The 15,270-nt window shown below is 65.5% G+C and carries 13 protein-coding genes; 9 read left to right on the top strand and 4 right to left on the bottom strand.

Annotation, left to right across the window (positions count from 1 at the left end; all coding sequences use genetic code 11):
- Window positions 1-38: 38 nt before the first annotated feature.
- Window positions 39-1,178: a 5-(carboxyamino)imidazole ribonucleotide synthase gene (locus ACSVHC_RS04455; protein ID WP_437773979.1), complete on the bottom strand. Its 1,140-nt coding sequence runs from the start codon at window positions 1,176-1,178 to the stop codon at window positions 39-41.
- A gap of 219 nt (window positions 1,179-1,397) precedes the next feature.
- On the opposite strand from ACSVHC_RS04455, the gene ACSVHC_RS04450 reads away from it, so the two are divergent.
- Window positions 1,398-1,970 (top strand): GtrA family protein, encoded by a 573-nt coding sequence (locus ACSVHC_RS04450; protein ID WP_437772904.1) that lies wholly within the window; start codon window positions 1,398-1,400, stop codon window positions 1,968-1,970.
- Here ACSVHC_RS04450 and ACSVHC_RS04445 read toward each other — a convergent pair.
- Window positions 1,957-2,655, bottom strand: a complete 699-nt coding sequence (locus ACSVHC_RS04445; RefSeq protein WP_437772905.1) for a TIGR03089 family protein — start codon at window positions 2,653-2,655, stop codon at window positions 1,957-1,959. The two genes, ACSVHC_RS04450 and ACSVHC_RS04445, sit on opposite strands and share 14 nt — an antisense overlap.
- A gap of 364 nt (window positions 2,656-3,019) precedes the next feature.
- On the opposite strand from ACSVHC_RS04445, the gene ACSVHC_RS04440 reads away from it, so the two are divergent.
- From ACSVHC_RS04440 to ACSVHC_RS04430, 3 genes are read left to right on the top strand one after another with little or no spacing between them, the layout of a single operon-like run.
- Entirely contained in the window at window positions 3,020-3,565 is a 546-nt protein-coding gene (locus ACSVHC_RS04440) for a WhiB family transcriptional regulator (protein WP_236818426.1), read from the top strand.
- On the top strand, window positions 3,565-6,915 hold the full coding sequence (locus ACSVHC_RS04435; RefSeq protein ID WP_439181372.1) for a glycosyltransferase: 3,351 nt from the start codon (window positions 3,565-3,567) through the stop codon (window positions 6,913-6,915). Before ACSVHC_RS04440 ends, ACSVHC_RS04435 begins: the two co-directional genes overlap by 1 nt.
- Window positions 6,908-8,569: a DUF5719 family protein gene (locus ACSVHC_RS04430; RefSeq protein ID WP_439180617.1), complete on the top strand. Its 1,662-nt coding sequence runs from the start codon at window positions 6,908-6,910 to the stop codon at window positions 8,567-8,569. Before ACSVHC_RS04435 ends, ACSVHC_RS04430 begins: the two co-directional genes overlap by 8 nt.
- Here the strand turns inward: ACSVHC_RS04430 and ACSVHC_RS04425 are convergent.
- The gene (locus ACSVHC_RS04425) at window positions 8,563-9,081 is read right to left on the bottom strand and encodes a metallopeptidase family protein (RefSeq protein ID WP_437772908.1); all 519 of its coding nucleotides are present in this window, start codon (window positions 9,079-9,081) and stop codon (window positions 8,563-8,565) included. The two genes, ACSVHC_RS04430 and ACSVHC_RS04425, sit on opposite strands and share 7 nt — an antisense overlap.
- Window positions 9,082-9,178: 97 nt before the next feature.
- Between ACSVHC_RS04425 and ACSVHC_RS04420 the strand changes: the two genes are divergently transcribed.
- The 5 genes from ACSVHC_RS04420 (at window position 9,179) to ACSVHC_RS04400 (ending at window position 14,314) form a co-directional block, all read left to right on the top strand.
- The gene (locus ACSVHC_RS04420) at window positions 9,179-9,553 is read left to right on the top strand and encodes a DUF3499 domain-containing protein (protein WP_437772909.1); all 375 of its coding nucleotides are present in this window, start codon (window positions 9,179-9,181) and stop codon (window positions 9,551-9,553) included.
- 185 nt (window positions 9,554-9,738) lie between these two features.
- Window positions 9,739-9,978 (top strand): Trm112 family protein, encoded by a 240-nt coding sequence (locus ACSVHC_RS04415; protein WP_437772910.1) that lies wholly within the window; start codon window positions 9,739-9,741, stop codon window positions 9,976-9,978.
- Window positions 9,979-10,019: 41 nt separating this feature from the next.
- A complete protein-coding gene (gene ahcY / locus ACSVHC_RS04410) occupies window positions 10,020-11,501 on the top strand; it encodes an adenosylhomocysteinase (protein WP_437772911.1) in 1,482 nt (493 codons plus the stop codon).
- 114 nt (window positions 11,502-11,615) lie between these two features.
- A complete protein-coding gene (locus tag ACSVHC_RS04405; protein ID WP_437772912.1) occupies window positions 11,616-12,962 on the top strand; it encodes a L,D-transpeptidase in 1,347 nt (448 codons plus the stop codon).
- Between the two features lie 119 nt (window positions 12,963-13,081).
- Window positions 13,082-14,314: a L,D-transpeptidase gene (locus ACSVHC_RS04400; RefSeq protein ID WP_437772913.1), complete on the top strand. Its 1,233-nt coding sequence runs from the start codon at window positions 13,082-13,084 to the stop codon at window positions 14,312-14,314.
- A 65-nt stretch (window positions 14,315-14,379) separates the two neighbouring features.
- Here the strand turns inward: ACSVHC_RS04400 and ACSVHC_RS04395 are convergent, their stop codons facing one another.
- Window positions 14,380-15,180 carry an RDD family protein gene (locus ACSVHC_RS04395; RefSeq protein ID WP_437772914.1) on the bottom strand — a complete coding sequence of 267 codons (801 nt, stop codon included), beginning with the start codon at window positions 15,178-15,180 and terminating at the stop codon, window positions 14,380-14,382.
- Window positions 15,181-15,270 lie beyond the last annotated feature (90 nt).

The following is a 15,270-nucleotide window of genomic DNA, read 5'->3' as shown; positions in this document are numbered from 1 at the left end:
TCCGGCAATCGCGTTCTCGGCACTGACGTTTCCTGTGCTCATGCGGTCTCCTCTGAGGTGGTCTCGGCCGGCATGCGGCCGTCGCGGATGATGTCGGCCACTACGGTGGCCCGGCGTCGGATGGAGTCGACGTCCGCTGTCGAGTTGCCGACGAGATTCACGTGCCCGATCTTGCGGCCGGCCCGCACGGACTTGCCGTAGCAGTGGACCTTTGCGGCAGGTTCGTAGGCGAGGGCCTTGGGGTAGGCGCTGTAGAGATCCTGGTTGTCGCCGCCCAGGAAGTTCTTCATGACCACCACCGCGCCCAGGGCATCTGTGGCACCCAGCGGGAGGTTGAGGACTGCGCGCAAATGCTGTTCGAACTGGCTCGTGACGGAGCCGTCCTGCGTCCAGTGGCCGGTGTTGTGCGGCCGCATGGCGAGTTCGTTGACGAGGAACCCGACTCCGACGCCGGGCGTTTCGAAGAGCTCCGCAGCCATGACGCCCGTGACTCCGAGTTCATTGGCGATTCGCAGCGCTGCCTCTTCGGCTGCCGCAGCGACTTCCACGGGAATGTCCTGGGCCGGCGCAATCACTTCGTCGCAGACGCCGTCCACCTGGACGGTGTGGACTACCGGCCAGGCGCGGGATGCGCCGTCGGGGGTCCTTGCGACGAGCGCGGAAAGCTCGCGGCTGAAGTCAACCTTCTCTTCGGCCAATAGCGGGCTCATGGCTTCGAACCAGTCCGCGGTGGTGCGTGCGTCCTCGGCGGAATGGACGATGCGCACGCCCTTGCCGTCATAGCCCCCGCGGGGGGTCTTCAAGACAATCGGCCAGCCGGTCTGCTCGCCGAAAGCGACAAGGTCTTCGACGCCGCGGACCGCAGCCCACGCCGGATTGGGGAGTCCCAAGCGGTCGATCGCGGCGCGCATCACGAGTTTGTCCTGCGCATGCACCAAGGCATCGGGGCCCGGCTGGACGTTGACTCCGGCCTCGATCAGTGCCCTCAGGTGCTCGGTAGGGACGTGCTCGTGGTCGAACGTCATGACGTCCAAGCCCTCCGAGAACTCAAGAAGGGCGGCGAGGTCCTTGTAGTCGCCAATGGGAGCCGTTGCCACGGCCTGGACCGCGGAAACGTCCTCACCTTCGGCAAGGACCCGGAGTTCAAAGCCGAGAGCAGTTGCGGCCGGGGCCATCATTCGTGCGAGCTGTCCGCCGCCCACCACGCCAATTACAGGAAAAGTCACAAGGTTCAGCCTACCGAACCAGCAGCTGGTTCCCAGATTCTGCTCGCCGCCGGGTCCTGGGAACCCGGCTCGCGGCCGCCGGCGCGGAATAATTCGGCAAGCTCCAAGGAATCGGAGCTAAAATGGAGCCTTCGGCCCATCGGCCCCCTAGAACAACGGCCATGGAGGGTCATGATCAACACACTTGCAGATCGCATCCGCGGGCTCGCCTCGCTCTTTTGGCGCGAAGTAGCGAAGTTTGGCGCTGTAGGCGGTGTTGCGTTCGTCATAGATAACGGCTTGACCTACTATCTCATGCACGGCCCGATGACGGACAGTGAGGCCAAGGCCCGTTTCGTCGGCGCCACCGTGGCCACCGTGTTCTCCTGGATCGCCAACCGTTTCTGGACATTCCGCCACCGCCGCCAGGCGAACGTGGTGCGCGAGTTCGTCATGTTCGTCATCATCAACGGCATTGGCATCGGAATCTCCACAGGCCTGACCGCCATCGCCAAATACGGCATGAACATCCAGGACAAGAACGTCCTGTTCGCTGCCGGGATCGTCGGCATCCTCGTCGCCACCGTAGTGCGGTTCTTCGCTTACCGCTTCCTGGTGTTCAACAAGGAACTCGACGAAGAGCCGGCCTTCTCGCATGACCACGAGATCATCGAAGCCCACCACAAGGCCAAGGCCAAGGCCATGCATTCCGCTAGCACCGCGGCTGACTCCGATGAGGGCGAAGGCGCGGTCAAGCGCCGCTGACGCGCTCGTTGTCCAGCAGGTGCTGGGTGACGTCAACCTCCGGGTGCACGAGGACAACTGAACCGTCTTTGTTCCACGCACCCAGTGCGTCGGCGAGGGCCGACTCCAAACCGTCGGCCGCGCGTACCAGCAGGCGCACGCCCGCGTCGTGTTCCTTGGCGAATCCGTCTAGCAACTCCGCGTGCGAGTGTCCGGTTTCGAGGCGGCGCAGGGCCGGCATTGCCGCGTCCGGTTCGGCGTGCGCCATGAACACGTCACCGTGGGAGCGCACCTCAGCCGCGTAGTCGACGACGCCGACCGGCAGTTCTCCCGGCCAGCGCATTGCGAGTGCAGCGAGCGGCACGGCAACGACGGCGTCGAAGCCGGCTCCCGCACCGACGTCGGGGGTGTCCGTGACAAGCAGGTCGGCGCTGCCGCCGTCGAGCACCAGCTCCATCCCCAGCTGCCACCCGGCCAGCGCCCACACGAGGGACTTCCAATGGGCCGGCAGGTCCAGGCGAAGGCTCATGCCCGGTTCGGCGTCGAACTCGTCCTGAAGCAGGTTGCTGGTCTTGGCCACCCAATTGTCCAGGACCCGGCCTGAAAGCTCCACCCGTTCGGCGTCCGGTCCGTACCAGGTCAGTCGGGGGGATGTGGCGTGTCCGGAACGCAGGGCTGCCATCAGGTTCATCGCGGGGGTGCTCATGGCTACATCTTGCCACGAGGCGCGCGGCCCGCCGCTGGAGCATGTGAGTTACACCACATGGGGCTGGGCGGCGGCGACGGCGCGACGTTCCAAGGGGCAATCAATTTCCCCGAAATTCAATGAAAATACATTTTAAGTGAGTCGATGCTTCCGTTTTCCGCGGAGGCGCGCGGATGGTGCGAAAAAATCGCGGGCGTGGCGTGACCGCAGTTAGTACGGAAAGTTGATTATTATCCCGGCGTGGCTTGACGGCACGGTAGTTACACACGTGTAATTAGATATCGAACGCCGCTGCGGGAGTATCGGGTACATAACCGAGTACCGAATGAGCACGGCAGCAGCTGCACACATCAGGAGGGACGCCATGGGGCAAGCGTTGCGTATCCAGGAAGATGCAGTCGTCGCGGAATATGCGTCGGTGAAGTACCGGTCGCGCGAAGTTCCGGGGGATTGGTATGTTGACCCGGCAGATCCGCAGGCGGCGGACCGCTATATAGAGACCACTCGGGAGTCGCTGGAAGACGAGGCAACAGCCTTTCTTGCTGCCCACGAGGCTCTTGTGGGAGGCGCGCCGGCAGATCCGGAGGACGATCTCGACGATCCTCCCATGGAGCTGCGCCGTCCGCTCGACAACCCGGCACAGCCGGTATGGATCGGGCTTCCGCGCCAGGGGGACTTCGACGACGAAGGCGAACTTGGCTGGCAGACGGACGCCTTGTGCGCCCAGACGGACCCGGAGGCGTTCTTCCCCGAGAAGGGCGGTTCCACCCGGGATGCCAAAAAGGTTTGCGGTGCGTGCAATGTCCGTTCGCAGTGCCTTGAATACGCACTCGCCAACGATGAACGTTTTGGTATCTGGGGCGGGCTCTCCGAGCGTGAACGCCGCAGGCTGAGGAAGCGAGCGGTCTGATTCTCAAGGCAGTACACGTTACCGCCGTCGTCGTCTCGCACGACGGCGGTAACTATCTCCCCAGAACCCTGGCGGCTCTGCTGGACCAGACGCGTCCGGCAGATGCCGCCATTGGCATTGATACGGGCTCCCGCGACAAGTCCGCCGCATTGCTGCAGCGGGCCCTCGGCAAGGCCAATGTCACCGCCACAGGCGAACACAAAGCAGGTTTCGGTGCGGCCGTCATGGCCGGCCTGGCCCGTTCGGCGCCACGTTCGCAGGAGCCAGGAGCCGTGGAGTGGATCTGGTTGTTGCACGACGACGCCGCTCCTGCTCCGGATGCACTCGCCGAGCTGCTCCAGGCAGTCGAGCGCGCCCCTTCGGTCACTGTCGCCGGTTGCAAGCAGCTGGCCTGGAATGCGGAACGCAGGCTCATCGACGCCGGCCTGTCCACAAGCCGATGGGCCGAACGGCTGACGCTCATTGAAGCCGACGAGCTCGACCAGGGTCAGTACGACGGGCGCACGGACACTTTCGCCGTGAATTCCGCAGGCATGCTGATCCGCCGCGATGCCTGGGAGCAGCTGGGCGGCTTCGACCCCGCGCTTCCGGGAGTGGGAGACGACGTCGATTTCTGCTGGCGCAACTGGCTTGCGGGCAACAGGGTCGTGGTGGTTCCGGCGGCGCGCATGTTCCATGTGGAGCACCGACCCCACAGCCTGGCGACACCTGCGGCCGCACGCAAGAGCCAAGTCCATTTGAGGCTCACCCATGCTTCGCCGTGGAAGGTTCCGCTGCACGCGTTCGGCGCGTTGCTCGGGAGCATGGTCAGACTCATCTTGAGCATCCTGGTCAAAGAGCCCGGTCACGGGATTTCCCAGCTCGGCGCCACCGTTGCGGCGCTCGGCCGTCCCGGGGCGATTCGGCGCTCCAGGCTGAACGCGGCACGGACGCGACGCGTGCCGCGGTCAATGGTCAAAGGTCTCCAGACTCCGCGCCGCGAGGTTTGGGCCCACCGCCGGTCCCTCGTCGAGGCGATTGGCGCAGACGAATTCCAGGAGACGGATTCGCTGGCTCCGGAACCGAGCGGCGACGCCGGCGACGATTTCGTGGCCCTCGCGACGAATGAGCGGGGTTGGATCGGCACGGGCGCGGTGGCCGCCGGATTTGTTGCGCTGGCCGCTTCCATCGTGGGGCTGTTAGGGCTCCTGGGGGCAAGCGGGATAACGGGCGGAGGCCTCTTGCCGTTGTCCGCCGCAGGTGACATCTGGCGGTCTGCGTCCACGTGGTGGATCGGCCTGGGTGCAGGCTTGCCCGGACACGGGGATCCCTTCGCCTACATCCTGTGGCTCGTGTCATTGCTCGGAGGAGGCGCCTCCGGCACAGCCATCGTGTGGCTGTTGTTGCTCGCCATGCCGCTGTCCGGCCTGGGCGCCTGGTTTGCCGCGGGCGCGATGACCACGCTGCGCCGCTACCGGTTCATTGCCGCGCTGATCTGGGCCGGAGCGCCGGCCCTTCAAGTCGCCTTGAACCAAGGAAGGGCCGGAGCCCTCCTGGCCCACGTGGCGATGCCGCTGCTGGTGCTGGCCCTCTTCCGGGCCACTGGATCGGCCCTGGGGCGGGACACTGCGTTGGACCGACAACTGAATCACGATCGGATCCAGCCATCCGGCTACGCCGCAGCCAAGCTGGTGACGGGGAAGCCGGGCGTCAACGGCACTCCGTCGTGGACGGCTGCTGCCGCGGCGGGCCTGATGCTCGCAGTCGTGACGGCTTCTGCGCCGTCCCTGCTGCCCCCCTTTGCAGTACTCATTGTTTTTTGCGGCATCGCCTTGGGGCGGCGCGGCCGGACCATTTGGTGGTCACTCCTTCCGAGCGCCGCGCTCTTTGCGCCGTACGTCCTCTCGGTCCTTGAACGGCCCCGCACCCTGCTGGCGGATCCAGGCCTCCCGCTGGGGTTCGAAGCCGCACCTTTGTGGCAGCAATTGCTCGGCCAACCCTTGAAGTTCGACGTCAACGGCGGATTGGCGGGCTTGGCACTATTCGGCCCGTCGGGTATTCCGTGGGCGCTGGCGTTTGCCCTGCTGCTCGGTGCCCCGGTGCTACTCTTGTCCATTGCCGCGCTCTTCGTGCCCGGAAGGCGGTCGCGCGTCACGCGTTTCCTCTGGGCAGGGGCCCTTTTGCTCCTTGCCTGGGCGTGGCTCGCCGGACATGTGGCAACGGGTGTCGACGGCAACCTGCTCGTGGCACCTTTCACGGGGCCGGCAGTTTCCGCCGCCGGGTTCGCGTTCCTGGGAGCGGCGCTGATCGGCGCCGATAACCTCCTCCGGCTCAAAGCCAAGGCGGAAGACGGCCGCACGGTCCAGCGCGCGGCAGTGCGAACCGTTTCCGCTGTAGCAACGCTTCTCCTCATTGCCGGACCCCTGGCCAGCATGGGGCTGTGGGCAACCCAGAATGTCCTGGCCAGCGCGGACACTTCCCCTCCTTCCAGCGGCGCGCTTGGCACGCCGCGCCTGGTCCAGCCCTCAGGGCAAGGCACCTTGCCGGCCACCGCCGTCGACCACGGCCAAGGGCCGGAACAGACCCGTACCCTGGTCATCACCGCCGGTGAGAACGGTGGCTACACGTCATCCCTCATGCGCGGCGCCGGGACGACATTGGACTCGCTCTCCACTGTCGCCGCGGGCCGGTCCATCGTGGGTTCACCCGGACAGGAACGCCTCGCGGCCGACGACGACGCTACCGCGTCCATCCGGAACGCCGTAGCGACGATTGTCGCGGGAACAGGCGTCGATCCCCGGCCAGGCCTTGAGCAACTCGGTGCCGGATTCGTGGTTCTCAAGTCAGCCGACACCGCTGCCCAGCTGACGGCCAACAGGATCGATTCCGTTCCCGGCCTGGTGGCTGTGGGAAAGACCGATTCCGGGTGGCTCTGGAGGGTCACGCCGCTCAACCAAGCCGCCGCAGCCGACGCCGAGACGGCACACCCCGTCAGGGTGGTGGATGCCAAGGGTGCCGTGGTTGCCCTCTTGCCCTCCCTCGGAACCTCTGCCGCCGGCGACATCCCGGCGGGCGGGGACGGACGCCTGGTAGTGCTCGCTGAGCGGGCAGACGCCGGTTGGGGCGCTTGGTTGGATGGCCGCCAACTGAGCCCGACGACGTCCGGATGGGCCCAAGCTTTCACCTTGCCGTCCACAGGCGGCCAGATCGAGATCCGCTACACCACAGTGTGGGAGCCTTGGCTCAGCATTCTGCAGGGCGTAGTGATTGGCTTGACCGTCCTGCTGGCCATCCCCATGCCTGCCCGCAGGCCGAAAGCCGGCCTCCTGAAGGAACAAAACTCCCTCCGTAAGGAGTACAGCAGTGTCTGACAACCAAGGCCCGGCACCCGAGCTCAGAGCGGGGTCAGGGAAGCGCGGCCAGCGCAAAGCCCAGAACCAGAACAAAGGCCAGAACAAGAACAAAGCCGTTGTGTTGGGAGCTCTTTCCGCGACGTTGCTCCTCGCTGCAGGGGCCGGAATGGTGTCGGCAGCATCCATCCTGCCGTCCCCGTCGGGAAGCAAAACGCTGGACATGTCCCTTGCGGATGTCCCGGCGGGCAAGACAACCGCAGTGTGTCCGGCGCCTCCCCGTCTTGCAGAAGGAACCGCCGCGGGCACCGACAGCCAGTTCAGCCCGGTTTCGCGTTCGGCAAAGAGCTTCCTGGATGCGGTGGTGCTCAGCGACGCCGCCGGATCCGTCCCGGGGAGCAACCTCGCCTCGCTCGGGGGCTCCGCGATAGCCGACATTGCCAAGCCCCCGGCTGCCGCCCAAGCCCCGGCGTCGGGGCCTCCCGTGCTGAACGCCGGCGTCGTGGCCCAGAGGCCCGCGGGCGAGGTCACCGTGGTAGGCGCCGATCCCATCAGTGGCCAGAAGGCCGCGGTGGCGGGCTTGATGAGCTACACCGCGAGCGACGGCGACCTCCGCGGGCTGGCGGCGGCACCCTGCCAGCAGCCGATCAACGATGCATGGCTCCTTGGAGCAAACACCGCGCTGGGGCGAACGGCGGTTTTGAATATCAGCAATGCCTCGGGCACACCGGCTACGGTGAATCTCGAGTTGTTCGGTGCCCATGGACAGCTCCAAGCCCCGGACAGCCGTGGCTTGCTGGTTTCGCCTGGAGCCACCCGATCCATCAACTTGGCCGGACTGGCCCCGAACGAGGGCCAGCTCTCGGTGCATCTGCGCAGCAGCGGCGGCCCCGTCGCGGCAACCATCCAGCAGAGCGTCCTCCGGGGCCTCACCGCCGGTGGTGTCGAGCTCATTACTCCCGGTGCCGGCGCAGCCGATGCCCAGGTCATGACCGGGGTGGATGTCCAGGACCCGGCAGCCGTGAAGTCACTCGCTGACAAGCCCGGTTTTGCCGACGTCGTTCCGGCCTTGCAGATCACCGTCCCCGGTCCGGTGGACGCCGTCGTGGACGTGCGTTTGTTCGGGCCGAACGGCCAGCGTGCCTTGCCCGGCGGGGGAGCGGTGACCGCCAAAGCCGGTTCGGTTACCGAAGTTCCGCTCACGGGCGTCCCGGCCGGCATGTATACCGTCAGCGCGACTTCGGATGTTTCCTTCGCAGCGTCCTCCCGCGTAACGCGGGGGCTCAAGGCCGAGGATCCCGTTGATTTCGCCTGGTCTCCGGCAGCAGTCCGCTTGGGTAGCCAGCATGTGATGGCGGTGCCCCAAGGCGGAACCCGGTTCCTCAGCTTCGGCGTGCCGGCGGGCCGGGCCACGGTCAGCTACTCGCCGGTTACCTCTGACGGCAAGGTACACAAGACCCAAACGGTCGACATCGCCGGAGGGACCACATCGGTCATCGGCGTTCCGGACAAGTCCGACGGCGCCGCAGTCTCGGGCTACATCGTGTCGGCGTCAGGGGACGCTGCCTACGGTGCGCTCGTCCTCGGCCAGGGCGATCAACCCGGCGTTTCGGTCCTGACCATCCAGGATGGCGCTGCGGGCCACGAAAAAGTACAGGTCACGCTCGGTTACTGATAACGACGGCGGTAAACGGGGTCCAGGGTCTCCGGCGGCACTCCGAGCATCTCGGCGGTGTACTCGACGACGACGTCGTGCACCAGGTCCTGAAGGTCCTCGCGGCCGCCGGTGGTGTGCTCGACGACGCGCCGATAGATCGTGATGACGGGTCCTGCGCCGTGGGCTGCCGGGGTGTATGAGCCCAGCGGCGCCGCGGTTCCCTCTGCCACCAGTTGCTCAAGGTTCGGCGGGATCTCGTCGACGGCGAACGCCACGCCGTCGAGCCGTTTGCCCCACATATCCTGCAGCCGCTCCGCGGAATCGAGCACGAGGTCGTCGAACCTCTCGGCACGCGTCCGGTAGCCGGGAAGGTTGGGAAGGATGATTTCCCCGCGCAACCCCCGCCCGTGGCGGTTCCTGCGGCGCTCCCTGAAGCCGCGTGCGGACGTGGCCGCCGCCGTCGTTTCCTGGCTGTCCCCGGTGTCGGACAAATGGACTGTGAAGCCCGGAACGTGGTGCTGTGACTGCATATATCGACTTTAGACCCGTGATTCCGCCAACGCGACATAATGCGCGCAAAGGGGCAATGCACCGCGCCGCGGGGAAGTGCGGCTAATCTGGGATGTTGTGGGTGCAATCCGTCAGTGTTCCAGATCAGCCTGCCGCCAATCCGCGGTGGCTACTTTGACGTACGTTTACGCCGAGTCCACGGCGGTGCTGGGTCCGCTGGCCACCTATGCCGAGCCGCATTCCTACGATCTGTGTGGGCAGCATGCGGAATCGCTGACTGTGCCGCGGGGCTGGGAGGTCATGAGGCTCGCCATGCCGTCCTCGCCGCCTCAGCCCGGGCCGGACGATCTCCTTGCCCTGGCGAACGCCGTGCGTGAAGCCGCGTCGGCCCCGGCCGCGCCGGAACAACGCGCCGTCCGCACACCCTTTGACGGACCGGCCCCTGCAGAGGGGACCAGGCGCCACCTGCGCATCCTGCGCGATCCTTCCTGACCCCCCGACGACAGTCACTGCGCGTCCCCTGCCCTGTGTACTACCCTGTGTCTCGCCTTATGTGTCGCCGCTCCCCGGATGACAAGCTTTGTGACACCGTGCGCTGCGCCGCAGGGTTGTACTCTGGAAACTGCCATATCTGTCCACAGCGGCGTCCGCGAGATGCCATCCAGGGAGCTTCAACCATGCCAAAGGTCAGTCCTGAATTGTTGTCCATCCTGCGGTGCCCTGTCACCGGGTCCCCGCTGGAGCAGGACGGCGAGGAACTTGTCACGACGGCCGCTTCCGCCTCGGGTGAGAAGCTCCGCTATGCCATCCAGGACGGAATCCCTTTGCTGCTGCCCCCGGAACTGCTGGCAGCCGCCAACGCCGCGGCCTCAGACCAGCACGACGCAGACCAGCACGTCGGCCCCCGCCACGCCTGAGCCCCCCTGACTCGACCATCCGGTACTTCCAAAGGACTTCCATGACTTTCGACTACAAGGTTGCAGACATCTCCCTGGCTGAAGCGGGGCGCCACCAGATTCGCCTGGCCGAGCACGAAATGCCTGGCCTCATGTCGTTGCGCGCAGAGTTCGGTCCGAGCCAGCCGCTCAAGGGCGCACGCATTGCGGGATCCCTGCACATGACGGTGCAGACCGCGGTGCTCATCGAGACGCTGACAGCCCTCGGTGCCGAGGTCCGCTGGGCCTCGTGCAACATCTTCTCCACGCAGGACGAGGCCGCTGCCGCCGTCGTGGTCGGCAAGGGAACCGTCGAGGATCCCCAGGGTGTTCCCGTGTTCGCCTGGAAGGGCGAGACCCTCGACGAATACTGGTGGACCGCCGAGCAGATCCTCAGCTGGCCGGGCGCGGACGCCGACCCTGAGTTGGGCCCCAACATGATCCTCGACGACGGCGGCGACGCCACGCTGCTGGTCCACCAGGGCGTCGAATTCGAAGCCGCAGGCGCCGTGCCGACGGCCACGGAAAGCGATCCCGAAGAGTATGCACTCGTCCTGGACGTGTTGCGGAAGAGCCTTGCCGCCGACCCGAAGAAGTGGACCCGCATCGCGGCCGGCATCCGTGGCGTGAGCGAGGAAACCACCACGGGCGTGCACCGTCTCTACCAGCTCGCCGAACAGGGCAAGCTCCTGTTCCCGGCCATCAACGTCAACGACTCGGTGACCAAGAGCAAATTCGACAACAAGTACGGCATCCGCCACTCCCTGCCGGACGGCCTCAACCGCGCCACCGATGTCCTCATGGGCGGCAAGGTCGCCGTTGTCTGCGGTTATGGCGACGTCGGCAAGGGCGCCGCTGAGGCGCTCCGCGGCCAGGGTTCGCGCGTGATCGTGACGGAGATCGACCCCATCTGCGCACTCCAGGCAGCCATGGACGGCTATCAGGTGGCCAAGCTCGATTCGGTCTTGGAGCAGGGCGACATCTTCATCACGACCACCGGCAACAAGGACGTCATCATGGCCTCCGACATGCTCCGCATGAAGAACAAGGCGATCGTGGGCAACATCGGCCACTTCGACAACGAGATCGACATGGCCGGACTGGCAAAGGTCGCCGGCGTCCAGAAGGTGGAAATCAAGCCGCAGGTGCACGAGTGGGTGTTCCCCGCGGCCGACGGCCGCGAAGAGCGATCGATCATCGTGCTGTCCGAGGGCCGCCTCCTGAACCTGGGCAACGCGACCGGCCACCCCTCGTTCGTGATGAGCAACTCCTTCGCGAACCAGACGATCGCCCAGATCGAGCTGTGGACCAAGAAGGACCAGCCGGAGGCCGAGCGAGAATACTCAAAGCAGGTCTACGTGCTGCCCAAGATCCTCGATGAGAAGGTCGCCCGACTGCACCTGGATGCTTTGGGCGTGGAACTAACCGAGCTCAGCAAGGAACAGGCGGAATACCTGGACCTTGACGTTGCCGGGCCGTACAAGCCGGAACACTACCGGTACTGAGTACACCGGCTGGGGCGCGCCGAGGCGGGCTCCCAGCCAATATCAAGCCGCACCCTTTAGGATGCCGCTGTGGGGCGTGAGTTTTTGGGGGCGTGAGTTTTGGAGAAAACAGGAATGGGTCTTAATCCCGACGGCGAGCAAGCGGACACTTTCGAGCATGTGGGCGCTGCGCGGCTCTTCGACGTTGAGCAGGACAGTGGCGGTGCCCGGCACTTGGACACCTCGCACTTGGACACGACGCCGACGAAGCGAAGCCGGTTCCGCAAGGTCGCCTGGATCGTGGTTGTCTGCCTCATTGCCGCGCTCAGCGGCACGTTCGCCGCAGTGGCCCCGCATGCGGCCAGCGCAGCAATCGAGTCCGAGGGATCATCAGGTGAACGCAGCGAGGCGGCAGCAGTGCTGCCCGTCGTGAAGCCTGCCACGGTTGTTGCCTCGCCTGCGAGCGGGGCCAAACAGGTGAACCCGGCTGCGCCCGTCACGATCAGCGTCAAGGACGGAACCCTGGACAGGGTCTCCCTGACGAGCGCCCAAGGGAAGACCGTTGATGGTGCGTTGACCCCGGATGGACTGAGCTGGACCGCATCCACGCCCCTCGAGTTCAACTCCTCCTACACCTTCAATTACACCGTTGCGGATGCGGCCGGACGCCTAATGTCGAAGACTGGATCTTTCACGACGGTTTCCACGCAGAACGAGGCCGACGCCGCCATGTACCCCCTGGACGGGGCGAAGGTAGGCGTGGCGCAGTCGCTGCAGCTCACGTTCAGTGAACCCGTGGTCAACAAAGCCGCCGTCGAGAAGGCCATCAAGGTGACCTCCACGTCGGGCCAGGTCGGGGCCTTCCACTGGTTCAGCGACACCATGGTGCGTTACCGTCCGGAGAACTTCTGGGCGGCGAACAGCACCATCACCGTGGACCTCAAGCTGTTCGGGGTGGACTTCGGCAATGGACAGATCGGCAACTTCAACAAGACGAACACCTTCAAGATCGGCGATAAGAAGGTGGCGGTGGCCGACGCGGTTGCGCACACGTTCACGGTCAGTGTCAACGATCAGCAAGTGGGCGAGTGGCCGGACACCATGGGCGACACGAGGTTCCCTTCCGCGCGCGGCTACTTGGTGCTCATGGAAAAGTACCGGGTAGAGCACATGGACGCCTCGACCATCGGCCTCAAGCCGGGGGATCCGGCCTACTACGGACAGCTTGACGTCAACTACGCCACGCGCCTGACACCCAGCGGCGAGTTCATCCACCAGGCTACCGACTCTGCCCTGCCGTACATCGGTGTCACGAACCTCTCCCACGGCTGCATCGGACTAGGACCCGACGGTGCGAAATGGGTGTTCGACAACATGACAACCGGGGACGTCGTCCAGGTGGTCAATACCCAGGGTGACTACGCCAACTTCGACGACGGCTTTGGCGACTGGAACATCCCTTGGGCCCAATACGCCAATTGAGCAATACGCCAGCTGACAGGGCGCGCCTTTCGGCACTGTCCGGGACGCATCAGTACCACCGGTAGACTTGGCGGGTCAGTCTTGGGGGCTGGCTTTCTGCCGGGGGATGTGGAGTTGCTGTGGCGTCGCAAAGGAAGCGCAAAGCCGGGAAGATTCTCGGAATCATGGGGATGTGTGCCGCTGTTGCGGCCGGAGGGATCGGTGTTGCGACCGCCCCGGATTTGCTGCAAACGGCAGTCGAATCAGAAGCGGGATCGCCGCAACGCACGGATGTCGGACTGGGGTCCGCCGTCGTCAAGGCAGTGGAACTGGGAATTACGCCCCTTGACGGTGCCCGCGAAGTCAATCCCGCCGTCGGGCCATCTGTGAAGGCCGTGCACGGCACGCTGAAGGACATTGAACTTGTCCCGGCCACGGGCGGCAGGGCCGTCAAGGGAGCCATCAGCGCCGACGGCAGCACCTGGGCCACGGTGGATCCTTTGGGGTTCAACATTGAGTACCGTTTTGGCTTCACCGTTGTTGACGCCGCGGGCCGGGAAACCCGGAAGACCCAATCCTTCACCACGGTTTCCACGCCCAACGAGGCCAACGCCATGGTGTTTCCCAACCACGGTGCCGTCGTGGGTTCGGGCCAGCCCATCGAAATCAACTTCAGCGAGCCCGTGGCGGACAAAGCCGCCATGGAACAGGCCGTGAAGATCAGTGTTTCCTCGGGCCAGAAGGTGGCCTGGCGCTGGTACTCGGACCGGAAAGTTCGTATCCGCCCGGAGACCTTCTGGGCAGCCCACACGAGCGTCACAGTGGACATGCCTCTGTTCGGCCGGGATTTCGGCAACGGAATGATCGGCAACTCAGACGTCAAGGCAACGTTCACGACAGGCCCGCAGCGGATAGCGGTGGTGGACGACGCTACCAAGACCATGAAGGTGTATTTCGACGGCGCGCTCGTCAAGACCGCTCCCGTGACCCTCGGCAGCCCGGATTGGCTCTCGCCCACCGGCTACGCCGTGATCATGGAGCAGGAGCGCCACTCCAAGTTCAACGCTGGCAGCATCGGCCTCAAACCCGGTGACAAAGGCTACTACGCACCGCTCGTCGTCGAGCACGCCAACCGGCTCACGAACTCAGGGGTCTACGTTCACCAGGCGCTTCCATCGGCTTACGGAGCCGTCGGCGCGTACAACGTCTCGCATGGCTGTGTTGGCTTGCTCCCGGCCGATGCCGTGTGGTTCTTCAACAACATGCGTACGGGGGACGTGGTGCAGGTACTGAACACCGGCGCCCCCGCCGTGGAACCGCTAGAAGGCTTCGGCGACTGGAACATCGCCTGGGCCGGCTACGCGAAGCGCTGAGCGCTGCCGGGACTTGCCGCAGTTATGCCCGACGGCGTGGCTCACCCTGCGCGCCGCGCGCTCGGCTAGCGCGTGAATGGAAGCCTGTTGAGTCGATCGCCGACAACGGCGCTGCGTTGTTCTGCGCGGCGCAGCCGTTCCAGGTCACGGTTTCGCCGCTCGCCCAAAACCGCGTGCAGGTAGTCTTCCGGCGTCGTTCCGGGCGGCGGCGATGGGGCGACGTAAGCCGCCAATTCGCTCGCGAGGGCCGCGGCCATGCGGGCGCGCGAGTCCGGCGCCATCCGCCAGGCCTGCTGGACGAACTGTGATGCCCGCCGCGCCATGCCGTCCGGAACCGTGCCGATATCCGCGAGTCGCACCCACGCCTGCAGGTACGGAGGGGCATAGGGGAGGATTTTGGGTTCAGCGGGAACGCGCTGCCTGAGCGAATAGGTTCCGGCCACAACGTCTCCGAGCCTCTTCGACTTGTTGTTGAACAATGCCACGGCAATGGCCAGTCCGCCGAACGTCGCGTAGATCTCCAGGAAGCCGATCAACCCACGGATCACTGCGTGCCGGAAGCGGATGGATCCGCCGTCGTCGCGCACAATCCGGAGCCCGGTAGCCAGCTTGCCCAGCGAGCGGCCGCGGCTCAGCGTTTCCACCGCCACGGGGACCGCCACGAGGCACAGCACCACGCTGGACAAGGCCATCGCGCGGCCCGCGGCCACGTCCACATGGGGTGCCGCCATACTGAGCAGGATCAACAGACCCAACAGCAACACAACGTGAGCCACGACGTCGAGCATGAGCCCAAGTGCCCTCGCCCCGAACGATGCCGGCCGCAGTTCAAGGACCACGGCCTCGCCGGTAATGATCGAACTCAAGCCCGCCCCCAAGCATCGCCACGACGTCTGCAGGACCGGACGGCTCCCGCTGGATCGAGTCTAATCGCGGCCACGGCTGCGGAGGAGGGG

The organism is Arthrobacter sp. KNU-44 (genome assembly GCF_051843155.1).
GTDB lineage: Bacteria > Actinomycetota > Actinomycetes > Actinomycetales > Micrococcaceae > Arthrobacter.
This window is presented reverse-complemented; position numbering and strand designations above follow the sequence as displayed.

Bases quoted from the DNA above. Each gene is read 5' to 3' on its own strand.
- ahcY (WP_437772911.1), top strand. From the start codon at position 10,020: ATGACTTTCGACTACAAGGTTGCAGACATCTCCCTGGCTGAAGCGGGG.
- ACSVHC_RS04440 (WP_236818426.1), top strand. From the start codon at position 3,020: ATGGGGCAAGCGTTGCGTATCCAGGAAGATGCAGTCGTCGCGGAATAT.
- ACSVHC_RS04405 (WP_437772912.1), top strand. From the start codon at position 11,616: ATGGGTCTTAATCCCGACGGCGAGCAAGCGGACACTTTCGAGCATGTG.
- ACSVHC_RS04455 (WP_437773979.1), bottom strand. From the start codon at position 1,178: ATGATGGCCCCGGCCGCAACTGCTCTCGGCTTTGAACTCCGGGTCCTT.
- ACSVHC_RS04425 (WP_437772908.1), bottom strand. From the start codon at position 9,081: ATGCAGTCACAGCACCACGTTCCGGGCTTCACAGTCCATTTGTCCGAC.
- ACSVHC_RS04450 (WP_437772904.1), top strand. From the start codon at position 1,398: ATGATCAACACACTTGCAGATCGCATCCGCGGGCTCGCCTCGCTCTTT.
- ACSVHC_RS04415 (WP_437772910.1), top strand. From the start codon at position 9,739: ATGCCAAAGGTCAGTCCTGAATTGTTGTCCATCCTGCGGTGCCCTGTC.
- ACSVHC_RS04445 (WP_437772905.1), bottom strand. From the start codon at position 2,655: ATGAGCACCCCCGCGATGAACCTGATGGCAGCCCTGCGTTCCGGACAC.